Genomic DNA, 12,827 nt, shown 5'->3' with positions numbered 1-12,827 from the left:
TTAGTGGGGAATTTACGCCTTCAGAGAGTCATATCAAACGGGAGTAGCTTAGGCAAAACTGGACTCTATGAACAAGGAATAAAGCGTTAAACTTATAATCTTTAGTTTGTTTATAAGTTTTTGTAGGTATTTTGTAACGGTAGTATGAAAAAAACAAAAATACTTAAGATAGCTACATATACTAGTGGTAGTATAACAATTTTACTAATATTAGCATATATTCTAAAAGATTTTATGTTTCATGCATTTTTAAAAATTACTTCTCAAAATGTATCTTCAATAGAGATTATTGGTGCTTCTGATGGACCAACGGCGATTTTTCTTGCCCCTAAAATAGGAGGAATATCTTTAAAAATATTAATATTTATTTTTGGAGTAATAACTGCAATACTAGTTTTATTAAAGAAAGTATCAAAAAAGAATTATTAGCCAAAAAAGGAGAAGTAATGAAATAATACTTCTCCTTTTGCATTTAGTTTAGCTCAGCTTAAATTGTGATTGTGTATTATTCGTTAATCTATATAAAGACTAAAGAAATCCTATATAATAAGTTATGCAAATAATAACATTCAAATAAAGAAAAATAAGTAAAATTGGATTTGTTAAAAGAGTACATTGGATTAATTAGGAATAAATAATTTATTAGATGAAGAAATATGGGAATGGATTAAGAATTTTATGATAAAAAGGGAAAAAAGTTTTATAAATGACAAAATATTTTTATAAAACATGAAGAATAAAAATTCAAAAGGGGGAGATTAACATGTTTGATCAATTAATGATCAGATTATGTCAATCAAAAGATGAAGAGGTTTATGTGAAATTGAACTTGGATTTTATGAAAGCTGTTAAAGAAGAACATCCCTATTGGGATAGCTTAAAAATGCCATCAGAAGAAGAAATGAGAAGAACCTTTAGAGAGGCTATAGCATCACCTGAACATATTATGATTATTGTTGCTGAGATAGACAAAGAAGTAGTAGGGTTTGCGAATACTTGGACGGTATATAGTATTTGGTCTAGGGGGAAGGCATTAACTGTCGATGATTTATATGTGCTACCTTCATATAGAAGAAATGGTATAGGTAAAAAAATTATGAACTATATCATTGAGTATGCTGAAAATAATGATTATAAAAGAGTGCAATTACATGCAGAAATAGATAATGAAAAAGCTCACAATTTATATAGGGGTTTAGGATTCAGCCAAGAGGAAATGCTGTTCTTTATGAAAAAATTAGGATGTTAGTAGAAGAGGTTGTGAATGAATAGGTTCAATGAAATCTTTAATAATATATTTAAGAAAAAGTGGGAAATAGATGGAAAGAGTCTCTTTTATCGTAATAGATAGAGGGGCTTTCTTTACTATGATATAATTTTATATATGCTATATAGTGTTATGGTGAAAGGGTGGTGTACATAAATGGTTATGTGGACAGATGACCAAAAAAGTGCTATTGATGCAAGAGGGAGTAATCTTTTGATTGCAGCAGCAGCAGGATCTGGAAAGACAGCTGTATTAGTTGAAAGAATTATTCAAATGATTATAAAAGATAAAATAGATATAGATAGATTACTTATTGTAACCTTTACTAATGCTGCAGCGGGTGAAATGAGAGAAAGAATAGGGGCAGCCATTTTGAAGAAATTAGAAAAAAAGGATGAAAATGAGGAACATTTAAGAAGACAAATTAATCTTTTAAATAGAGCATCTATTAGTACTATCCATTCATTTTGTATTGATGTAGTAAGAAAATATTTTCATTTAATTGATATAGATCCTAATTTTCGTATAGGTGATGGAACAGAAACTAGTATTATGAAGATGGAAGTTTTAGAGGAGCTATTTGAAAAAGAATATGAGAAGGAAGATGAAAATTTTTTAGGACTAGTTGAGAGATTTGGAGGAAATAAAGAGGATACTCCTTTGCAGGATTTGACTTTGAAATTATATGAGTTTATTCAGAGTCAGCCTTATCCAAAAAAGTGGTTAAGAGAAAGGGTAGAAGATTTTAATTTGAATATAGATGGTTTTAAAGAAACCAATTGGCATAAAACTATTTCAAATCAGATTCGCATGGCACTTAGAGGAGCTAATGAATTGTTTATTGAAGCAAAGAATTTATGTCAAAGACCGAATGGGCCTTTAGGATATATGGAAGCAATTCTTGATGATATTGCTTTAACAGAGGAACTAATGAATGGCTTAGAACTAGGACTTGATAATTTTTATGATGTACTAAAAGTTGTAAAGCATAAAAGATTAGGAAGAGTATCTAAAGATGTTGATGATGATTTAAAGGAAGAAGTAAAAGGATTGAGAGAAGAAGGCAAAAGCACTATAAAGAATATTCGTGAGGAGATTTTAGCAAAAAGCCCTAAAGATTATATACAGGATTTAAATGAGTTATATCCTTTCATGAAATATTTGTATAATTTAGTATGTGAGTTTGATATTGCATATCATGAGAAAAAAGTAGAGCGGGGAATTGTAGACTTTAATGATCTTGAGCATTATACTCTAGCTATTTTAGAAAATGAACAAGCAGCTATGGAATATGCAAAAAAGTATGAATATATTTTTGTAGATGAATATCAGGATAGTAATATTGTACAAGAAACTATCTTAAAGTTTATTAAAAGAGATAATAATCTATTTATGGTAGGAGATGTAAAACAAAGTATTTATAGATTTAGATTAGCAGACCCATCTCTATTTATTGAGAAATATGAAACCTTTGAAAGAGAGCATAATGCTTTGAATCGAAGAATAGATTTAAGCAAGAATTTTAGAAGTAGAGAAGAAGTGATTGATGGAATAAATTTTGTATTTAAAAATATTATGACAAAGGAATTTGGAGAAATTGATTATGATAAAAGGGCATATCTTTATAAAGGAGCGGCCAATGAACCAATAGAGGATGCAGCAATTGAACTAAATATAATAGAGAAAAATGAAGAAAGTCATGAAGAGGATGAATTATTAGAGGAAATGGAAGATATAGAAGTTGAGGCAAGGATTATTGCAAAAAGAATTAAAGGATTGTTGGGTAAAAAAATTTATGATCAAAAAATTAAAGATTATAGAGAAATAACTTATAAAGATATGGTTGTACTTCTCCGAACTACAAAAAACTTTGCACAAACCTTTTTAGAAGTTTTTATTGAACAAGGAATACCAGCCTATGCAGATGTAAATACAGGCTATTTTGAAGCTGTAGAAGTGAATATTTTTATGAACCTATTAAAGGTTATTGATAATAAAAGACAAGATATTCCACTATTAAGTGTTATGCGTTCTCCTATAGGAGGCTTTCATACGGAAGAGCTTATAAAAATTAGAATAGGGAGCAGTAATGTATCTTATTTTGAAGCTGTAGAGGAATATATTGCTAAAGAGGAAGACTCGCTAAAACATAAATGTGTTCGGTTTTTGGAAAATATCAATAGATGGAAAAATTTATCTAGATATATTCATATAGATGAATTTATTTGGAAGCTTTTAAAAGAGACAGGGTATTATGATTATGTAGGGGCTATGCCTGGAGGAATTCAGAGGCAAGCAAATTTAAAAATTTTAGTGGATCGAGCAAGACAGTTTGAGAATACATCTATAAAGGGACTGTTTAATTTTATAAAATTTATTGATAAATTAAGAAGCAGCAGTGGAGATATGGGAACAGCTAAAACATTAGGAGAAAATGATGAAGTTGTTCGAATTATGAGTATTCATAAAAGTAAAGGCTTGGAATTTCCAGTAGTCATTGTGGCAGGACTTGGGAAACAGTTTAATTTGATGGATATGAATGCACAGGTATTATTTCACAAGGATTTAGGGATTGGACCAAGATATGTAGATCCTTATCTAAGACAGTATACAGATACTATTGCAAAAATTGCTATGAAAAATAAAATAAAGATAGAAACCTTATCAGAAGAAATGCGTATTTTATATGTAGCACTAACAAGAGCAAAGGATAAACTTATACTAGTAGGATCTATAAGGGATATAGAAAAATGGGCAAAAAAATGGACAAAAAGGATGAATCCGTTTTATTTATCTAAAGGGAAAAACTATTTAGATTGGATTGGTCCTGTTCTGATGCGTCATCAAGATGGAGAAGCTTTAAGAGCATTAGCAGGTGTTCATTGGGATGAAGAGAATTTATTAAAAGATAATTCAAAATGGATTATAAGGAAGATAGATAAAGAAGCTATTAAATTAGAAGAAATAGAAAAGAAATTGGACAAATTAGAATTTAAAAGGTTTTTAAATAACTTTAATGATAAAATATTGGATAAAAATCATTTTGTAGCGAAGCGATTAAATTGGCACTATCCAAATAGTATAGCAACGAAAATTCCTTCAAAGTTTTCTGTAACACATATCAAAAGAATATCTGCTAATCAGCTTGATGGAATAGCGATGAATATTCCAGCACTAATTAAAAGACCAAAGTTTATTGAAGGGAAAAAACAGCTTACGGGAGCTGAAAAGGGAACTATCATTCACTTTGTTATGCAACACCTTGATTTTAAAGATATTGAGTGTAAAGAGGCAATAGAAGGACAGATTAAAAGAATGATTCAAGCTGAGCTATTAAAACCTGAAGAAGCAGCTGTAGTAGATGTTTCAAAGATTATCAGTTTTTTTGAAAGCGATATTGGACAAAGGATATTGAAAGCTAGAAAGGTTTTTAGGGAAGTTCCTTTTAACTTTGTAAAAAAAGCCAATGAAGTTATACCTGATTTAGGGAGCTGTGAGGAAAGTCTTTTAATTCAAGGGGTTATAGATTGTTATTTTGAGGAAGAGGATGGATACATTTTGGTAGATTACAAATCGGATTATGTACCGATTGAGCAAAAACAAGAAATTGTAGAAAAATATAAAATTCAAGTAAAGCTTTATCAAGAGGCTATTGAAAAAATAACAAAAAAGACAGTAAAGGAGAGATTTCTTTATCTGTTTCATTTGAATGAAGAGGTGAAAATATGAAAATCCTTCATACTTCAGACTGGCATTTAGGGAGAATACTACATGGTATCCATCTTACAGATGATCAAGCATATATATTAGACCAATTTGTAGCTTTTGTAAAAGATTATAGGCCTGATGTGATTTTAGTTGCAGGGGATATATTTGATCGAGCTGTACCTCCTATAGAGGCTGTAAACCTTTTAGATGAGGTAGTATCAAAAATATTGATAGATTTTAATATACCTATGATTATGATAGCAGGAAATCATGACAGTCCAGACCGTTTAGAATTTGGATCTCGCCTCATGGAAGGAAGGGGGTTAAGTATTTCAGGGAAATTATTTACCCCTATGAAGCCTATTGTGCTTTATGATAAGTATGGACCTGTAAATTTTTACTCTGTTCCCTTTGCTGAACCAGCTGTGGTAAGGGATAAGCTTTCAGACGATACTATTCATGTTCATGATACAGCTATGTGTAAATTAATAGAGTATATAAAGCATGGAATGGATAAAAATGTTAGAAATGTATTGATTGGTCATGCTTTTGTTGCAGGGGGCGAAGAAAGTGAATCAGAGCGTCCTCTTTCTGTTGGAGGATCAAGTGTTGTTAATTCTTCATATTTTAAAGATTTTGATTATGTAGCCTTAGGGCATTTACATCGACCTCAAAGGATAGGATCAGAAAGTATTAGATACTCAGGCTCTTTGATGAAATATTCCTTTTCAGAGGCAAATCAAAAGAAAGGAATTTGCTTTATAGAAATGGATAAAACAGGAGATGTATTGGTTGAAGAGATAGAATTAAAACCTAAAAGGGATTTAAGATGTATAGAAGGTTATTTAAATGAATTATTAGATGAGGCTAAATATGATCAAAATAAAGACGATTATCTTTGTGTGACATTAAAGGATGAAGGGGCTCTTTTAGATCCTATGGGGAAATTAAGAAAGGTTTATCCAAATGTACTGCATATAGAGAGGCATCAGCTTGTTAGTAGTGGAAATTTAGTTCGTGCAGATAGGGATTTTAAAAAGATGAGTGAAGTAGACTTGTTTGCTTCGTTTTATAGTCAAGTAGCAGATAGAGAATTTACAGATGAATACAAAAAAGTTTTTGAAGAGATTTTAAAAAGCTTTTATAAAAACAGAGAGGGAGGAGTAAAGGATGAAGCCTCTTAAGCTTTGTATGTGTGCTTTTGGTCCTTATGCAAAAGAGCAGTATTTGGATTTTAATGAACTCAAAGGGAACAGTATATTTTTGATTCATGGGCCAACGGGTTCTGGAAAAACAACTATTTTAGATGCTATTTGTTTTGCTCTTTACGGAGATACTAGTGGTAATGAAAGAAGCGGTAAAAATATGAGAAGCCATCATGCAGGAATAGAAGATATGACAAGGGTAGAATTTGATTTTGAATTAAGAAATGAAAAATATCGTATTGAACGGATACCAGAACAAGAGCGATTAAAAAAATCAGGAAATGGTACAACCATTCAAAGTGCAGAAGCTACCCTTTGGAAATTAGATGGTCAAGAAATAAATTTGATAGCAACAGGATGGAAAAAGGTTACAGATACAGTAGAAAAGCTTATTGGTTTTAAGAGCAGTCAATTTCGTCAAGTTATTATGTTGCCTCAGGGGCAGTTTAGAAAACTCCTCCTAGCAGATTCATTGGAGCGTCAAAAAATTTTAGAAAAGTTATTTCGTACGGAGTACTACAGAAAAATAGAAGAAATACTAAAAAAATCAGCAAAAGAGTTGAAAGATCAAATAAAAGAAATGGAAAGCCAACAAAAGGCTTATTTGAATACTGTATCATGTGAAACTATAAAAGACTTAAAGGATGATATTGATCTTAATGAAGAAAAGCTTAAAAATATAAAGGATTTATTAAAGAATAAAATAAATACATTCAAGAAGATACAAGAAATTTTTATAAAGGGAAAAGAAGGAAATAAAAAATTAAAGGAAAAAGAAGAAGCACAAAATGTATTAAAAAAATTGCAAGAACAAATCCCTCTGATGAAGCAAAGAGAAGATGAATTTAAGATAGCAATAAAGGCTGCTGCGCTTGAAGAAACAGAAAAATCAACAAGATTAAGAAGTATTGACAAAAAGAATTGTGAAAAAAGCTTGGAAGAAGCAGAGAAGAAATTAAAGAAAGCAGTAAAACAGCATAGCATCAAGACAGCAAAGTTAAAAGAAGAAGCAGATAAAGAAGAAGAAAGAGAAAAGGTGAAAAAGTATTTATTGCAGCTTGAGAGCTATTATGAGAAAGTAATTTCTTTAGAGGTTCTTAGTAATAAAGTAAAAGCATTAAAAAAAGATTTACATAAAATAGAATTAGAAAAGGAGCAATGTATAGAAAAAATAAAAACGCTTGAACCGAATATCGAAAAGCAAAAGCTTATGGTAGAAGAAGCAAAAGAATATATGATAAAGCTTTCGGGGCTTAAAGCAAACTATGAAATGGCAGAAAAAATATATAAAAAGAGAATTAAGCTAAAAGAGTTAAGGGAAGAATTTGAGGGGATTAGAAAAACATTTGATGATAAGATAAAAGCTTTTCATGCATCAGAAAGCAATTATATAAAAGCAAAAAAAGAATTTTTTGCATTGCAGGAGGTTTGGAATAAAGGTCAAGCAGCAATGCTTGCAAAAAATCTACAAGAAAATATGCCTTGTCCTGTTTGTGGGGCTATGGAGCATCCAAATTTGGCTCAAATGGAGGAGTGGATGCCTACAGAAGAAGAAATGAAGGAAAAACAAAGATATGTAGAGGCTTTAGAAAATAAAAAAGACAAAATGCAAGATGGATTGAATAAGAAAAGATTGGAAAAAGAAAAAATAGAAAATATGATAAAAACGCTTGAGGAAGAATTGGAAGAAAATGCGGGACAGAATGTGATAATGGTACAAAAGCGTATGGAAAATGCAAAGAAATTATGGGAAGAGGCTATAGGAAAATCTAAGAGATTTGAAACACTAGATAAAGCTTTAGAAAAAATGAAAACGGAAGAACAAATCTATAAAGAGAGATTAGAAAAAATAGAAGAAAAGCTTCAAAATAAAAATATTGAATACAAGCAAGCACAAATGAATTTAAAAGAGCAGGAAAGAAATGTTCCTGAAAATATTCGGAGCATAGATTTGTTGGAAAAAGAACAAAGAAGAGAAAAAGATTATTTAAAAAGATTAAATGATTCTTTTGAAAAAGCAAAAAAAGAATATGATGAAGCAGAGAAGGAACTGGTTGCTTCAAAAACGTCTAAGGAAAATGCAGAAAAAGCATTAAAAGAAGCAAACGAAAAATATATTTATGAAAAAAATATATTCATAAAAAAATTGAAGGAAGTAGGCTTTTCTAAATATACTGATTATGAAAGTGCAAAACGAGATGAAGCAGCAAGAAATGCTTTAGAAAAAGAAATAAAAGATTTTGCAGGAAAATTACGGTCTAGTGAGGATCATGTAAAAAGGATTTTAGAAGCTACAAAAGATATAGTTAAAGTAGATTTAGATAAGCTACAGCTTGAACTGAATAAAGCAGAAACAGAGAAAGATGAAGCATTAAAAATGGAAAATACCTTATCAAAAAGAATTGAGGATCAAAAAAAGGTATTCAAGGAGCTACAAAAGTTAAATGATGCTATTGAAAAAAAAGAAAAGATGTATGGAATCGTTGGGAATTTATCTGAAGTAAGTAATGGAGCAAATGCTTACGGACTTACCTTTCAGAGATTTGTTTTAAGCAGTTTATTAGATGATATTACTATTGCTGCAACAGAAAGATTAAAGCTTATGAGCAAGGGAAGATATCATTTAAGACGGACACTCGATAGAGCAAGAAAAAATGCGGCAGGAGGATTAGAATTAGAAGTGTTTGATACGTATACAGGATTAGAAAGACATGTTAGTACATTATCAGGAGGCGAAACCTTCTTAGCTTCGTTGTCTCTTGCATTAGGACTTGCAGACGTTGTACAATCTTATTCAGGTGGCATTAGCTTAGATACTATTTTTGTAGATGAAGGGTTTGGATCATTAGACCCAGAGTCATTAGATTTTGCAATGAAGACATTGATTGATTTGCAAAAGGGAGGACGGCTAGTAGGGATTATTTCACATGTACCAGAGCTAAAAGAAAGAATAGATGCAAGATTAGAAGTTCTTCCAACAGATAAAGGAAGTACAGCGAAATTTAAAATATCTTAAAGAGATGGAGAATAAAGGTGAAGCAAAAGCTAAAGATATTCTGTAAAAAATTAAATATAGATTATGTAGGGATTGCACCAGTAGGACCTTATAATGAATTGAAAAAAATATTAAAGGATAGAGCAGCAAAGGGATATATAACAGGAATGGAGGAAGAGGATTTAAAGAAGAGAATTGATCCAAAAGAGACGATGAAGGATGCAGCATCAGTTATTGTTTGTCTATTCCCTTATTTTACAGGAAACTATGAGGATGCCAATATTGCTAAATATACTTATGCTTTAGATTATCACAGGATCATTAAAGAAAAATTAGAGGTAATAGGAGAATTTCTAAAAAAACATATAAAAGATTTTTCTTATAAACCTTTTGTAGATACAGGACCTCTTGTAGATAGATATATAGCTTATTTAGCTGGGCTTGGATACTTTGGGTTAAATAATCATATTCTAACGGATCAATATGGTTCGTATGTGTTTATTGGATATATAATCAATAATTATCCTTTTAAATGTGATACTCCACTAGATCAAACTTGCATCCAGTGTGGAAAATGTATAGAGAAATGTCCAGGGGGTGCGATACTTGGGAATTTTGAAGTAGACCCAAGAAGGTGTATATCTTTTATTACACAGAAAAAGGAAGCATTGAATGATGATGAAATTAATATTTTAAAGAAAAATAAGATGGTATTTGGATGTGATATTTGTCAAGATGTATGCCCTCATAATAGAAACATTGAATATACTAATATAAAGGAATTTAGAGAGAATTTGATTTATACTATTGATGAAAAAGAACTAGAAGAATTATCTAATAAAGCTTTTAAAAGAAAATATGGTGATAGAGCTTTTAGTTGGAGAGGGAAAAAAGTTATTTTAAGAAATTTTAATATTTTAGATAATAAGGGCAGATAATATGTTTTACAAAAGATTATCGTTCAAGCTACTTAACAAATACTGTCGAATTTTGATATAATAACTGTCGTTGGGTAGAAAAAACAATAATGATCTAGCATATAATAAGGAGTAGTGACTATGAGACTTATACCAACTCGTTTTGTAAAAGATGGCATGTATTTAGCACAAAATTTAAATGATATAAATAATAGAGTATTGTTGCAAAAAGGAGTTGAATTAACCCAAAACCTTGTGAAGAAAATTGAGGAAAATGGAATATATAGCATATATATTAATGATGAATATAGTGATGGTGAAATTGAAGATGTTATTAGTCCTAGATTGAGAAATACAGCAATCAAAACTATTAAGGATACCTTTGATCATTTGAATAAGTATATGAATCAAGGCAATAATACAGTGAAAGTTAAAAGGTTAAAAGAAACAGGAGAAAAAAATATTGAATCATTAAATAAAATATCTAAAGAAATAGTAGAAGAAATTTTAGCTAGTAATAATTTATTAGTAAATTTAGTAGATATTAAGAATATAGATAATTATACCTATCAACATTCTGTAAATGTTGCTGTACTGTCTTTGATTTTAGGAGTAGAAGCTGGACTTAACAAAAATGAGTTATATGATTTATGTATAGGAGCTATGCTGCATGATATTGGTAAAGCTTTTATTTCAAAAGAAATTCTTTTAAAAAGGGGAGCATTAACAGAGGAAGAATTAAAAATAATTCGGGAGCATGCAAAGAAGGGATATGATTATTTAAAAGAAAATTATGCATTAAGTGCTAATATCAAATTGATTGCTTATCAGCATCATGAAAAAGTAGATGGAAGCGGATATCCTAATGGATATAAAGGAGATAAGGTTAACAAATTAGCAAAAATTGTTGCAATTACAAATGCTTATGATGCTATGGTTTCTGATACTCCATATAAACCAGCAGTGCCTCCTAATGAAGCTTTAGAATTTATTATGGGGAGTGCAGGTAGATATTTTGATTTTCAAATGGTAAAGCTTTTTGCCAAAAAGGTGATTCCTTATCCAGTTGGGAGCATGGTAAAATTAAGCAATGGAGATATTGGTGTAGTAGAGGAAGTAAAATCAGAGTTTCCTTTAAGACCGAAAGTTAAAGTTGTAAGACAAAAGGCTGTTACAGTGGAAATGGAGACTATTGATTTGATGAAAGAAACTAATTTAGTGATTGAAGGCTTAATGTATGAAGTACCTAATGCATGTGTTCCTCGTCAAATGGGAGAAAAAAATTCTTTTAAAAAAGTTATAGGATAAAAAAACTTCTTTGGAATTTCCAAAGAAGTTTTTTCTATACGATACCTTGAGCCATCATAGCATCAGCTACTTTTAAGAAACCTGCGATGTTTGCACCAGCCACATAATTACCAGGCATATCATACTCTTCGGCAGCAGCTTTACTAGCTTTGAAAATGTTTACCATAATTTGATCTAGCTTTTCATTAACCTCTTCAAAGGACCAGTGCAGTCTCATACTGTTTTGTGACATTTCAAGAGCTGAGGTTGCAACGCCACCAGCATTTGCAGCTTTTGCAGGAGCTAATAATACATTATGCTCTAGGAAATATGCTAATGCTTCATTTGTACAAGGCATATTGGCACCCTCTCCAATTGCTTTAACGCCATTTTCTACTAATTTCTTAGCACTTTCAAGATTGATATCATTTTGAGTAGCACAAGGAAGTGCAATATCACATGGAATATGCCAAATCGCTTGTTGACCTTCAAAATATTTTGCATTTTTATGAAGGTTCACATATTCTTTAATGCGTTTTCTTTCTACTTCTTTTAGCTGTTTTATTGTATCTAAGTTGATTCCTTCTTCATCAATGATGTAGCCAGAGGAGTCGCTCATAGCGATTACCTTTGCACCGTATTCTTGTACCTTTTGACAAGCATATATTGCAACGTTGCCTGAACCAGAAATGATAACTGTTTTATCTTTATAATCCATTCCATGTGCTGCTAACATTTCTCTTACAAAGTAAATGAGACCGAAACCAGTAGCTTCTTTTCTAGCTAAAGAACCACCATATGTGAGACCTTTACCAGTAAGAACTCCAGCTTCGTATTGATTCTTAATTTTTTTATATTGACCAAAAAGATAGCCTATTTCCCTAGCACCTACACCAATATCACCAGCTGGTACGTCTAAATCTTGACCGATATGTCTGTAGAGTTCATTCATAAAGCTTTGGCAAAACTTCATTACTTCCGTATCAGATTTTCCCTTAGGGTCAAAATCTGATCCGCCTTTACCACCACCAATTGGAAGAGATGTTAATGAATTTTTTAAGATTTGCTCGAAGCCTAAAAACTTTATAATTCCCAATGTTACAGATGGATGAAACCTAAGACCTCCTTTGAAAGGACCAATGGCACTACTAAATTGTACTCTGAAGCCCCTATTTACTTGAACTTTTCCATTATCATCTAGCCACGGAACTCTAAACATGACTACTCTTTCAGGTTCAACAAACCTTTCGATTAATCCTACTTTTTTGTATTCAGGATGTTTTTCAATAATAGGTTCTAAAGAGTATAAAACTTCTTCTACTGCTTGGTGAAATTCAGCTTCACCTGGATTTCTTTTTTTTACCTGTTCTAAAATTTCTTGTACATATGACATATTGCCATCTCCTTTTGGTATAAATTGTGTAAAAGAGCTTTGGAGAATGCTTAAT

8 protein-coding genes are annotated in these 12,827 nt (G+C 31.0%); 7 read left to right on the top strand and 1 reads right to left on the bottom strand.

Features of this window, described 5'->3' with window-relative positions:
* The first annotated feature begins 144 nt into the window (after positions 1-144).
* The 7 genes from KVH43_RS01940 (at position 145) to KVH43_RS01910 (ending at position 11,400) form a co-directional block, all read left to right on the top strand.
* Positions 145-429 (top strand): hypothetical protein, encoded by a 285-nt coding sequence (locus KVH43_RS01940; RefSeq protein WP_218283230.1) that lies wholly within the window; start codon positions 145-147, stop codon positions 427-429.
* A 334-nt stretch (positions 430-763) separates the two neighbouring features.
* Positions 764-1,249: a GNAT family N-acetyltransferase gene (locus KVH43_RS01935; protein ID WP_218283229.1), complete on the top strand. Its 486-nt coding sequence runs from the start codon at positions 764-766 to the stop codon at positions 1,247-1,249.
* A gap of 174 nt (positions 1,250-1,423) precedes the next feature.
* A complete protein-coding gene (gene addA, locus KVH43_RS01930) occupies positions 1,424-4,996 on the top strand; it encodes a helicase-exonuclease AddAB subunit AddA (RefSeq protein WP_218283228.1) in 3,573 nt (1,190 codons plus the stop codon).
* A complete protein-coding gene (locus tag KVH43_RS01925) occupies positions 4,993-6,159 on the top strand; it encodes an exonuclease SbcCD subunit D (protein WP_218283227.1) in 1,167 nt (388 codons plus the stop codon). The genes addA and KVH43_RS01925 overlap by 4 nt, the downstream gene beginning before the upstream one ends.
* Positions 6,146-9,196, top strand: a complete 3,051-nt coding sequence (locus KVH43_RS01920; RefSeq protein ID WP_218283226.1) for an AAA family ATPase — start codon at positions 6,146-6,148, stop codon at positions 9,194-9,196. The genes KVH43_RS01925 and KVH43_RS01920 overlap by 14 nt, the downstream gene beginning before the upstream one ends.
* Positions 9,197-9,213: 17 nt before the next feature.
* Positions 9,214-10,113 (top strand): tRNA epoxyqueuosine(34) reductase QueG, encoded by a 900-nt coding sequence (gene queG, locus KVH43_RS01915; RefSeq protein WP_218283225.1) that lies wholly within the window; start codon positions 9,214-9,216, stop codon positions 10,111-10,113.
* 120 nt (positions 10,114-10,233) lie between these two features.
* A complete protein-coding gene (locus KVH43_RS01910) occupies positions 10,234-11,400 on the top strand; it encodes an HD-GYP domain-containing protein (protein WP_218283224.1) in 1,167 nt (388 codons plus the stop codon).
* Positions 11,401-11,434: 34 nt separating this feature from the next.
* Here KVH43_RS01910 and gdhA read toward each other — a convergent pair whose 3' ends face one another.
* Positions 11,435-12,772, bottom strand: coding sequence for an NADP-specific glutamate dehydrogenase (gdhA, locus tag KVH43_RS01905; protein ID WP_218283223.1), 1,338 nt, complete (start codon positions 12,770-12,772; stop codon positions 11,435-11,437).
* Positions 12,773-12,827: the final 55 nt, after the last annotated feature.

Source organism: Crassaminicella indica (assembly GCF_019203185.1).
GTDB classification, from domain to species: domain Bacteria; phylum Bacillota; class Clostridia; order Peptostreptococcales; family Thermotaleaceae; genus Crassaminicella; species Crassaminicella indica.
This window is presented reverse-complemented; position numbering and strand designations above follow the sequence as displayed.

Coding starts and splice junctions, on each gene's coding strand:
- KVH43_RS01925 (WP_218283227.1), top strand. CDS start 4,993: ATGAAAATCCTTCATACTTCAGACTGGCATTTAGGGAGAATACTACAT.
- KVH43_RS01920 (WP_218283226.1), top strand. CDS start 6,146: ATGAAGCCTCTTAAGCTTTGTATGTGTGCTTTTGGTCCTTATGCAAAA.
- gdhA (WP_218283223.1), bottom strand. CDS start 12,772: ATGTCATATGTACAAGAAATTTTAGAACAGGTAAAAAAAAGAAATCCA.
- KVH43_RS01935 (WP_218283229.1), top strand. CDS start 764: ATGTTTGATCAATTAATGATCAGATTATGTCAATCAAAAGATGAAGAG.
- addA (WP_218283228.1), top strand. CDS start 1,424: ATGGTTATGTGGACAGATGACCAAAAAAGTGCTATTGATGCAAGAGGG.
- KVH43_RS01910 (WP_218283224.1), top strand. CDS start 10,234: ATGAGACTTATACCAACTCGTTTTGTAAAAGATGGCATGTATTTAGCA.
- KVH43_RS01940 (WP_218283230.1), top strand. CDS start 145: ATGAAAAAAACAAAAATACTTAAGATAGCTACATATACTAGTGGTAGT.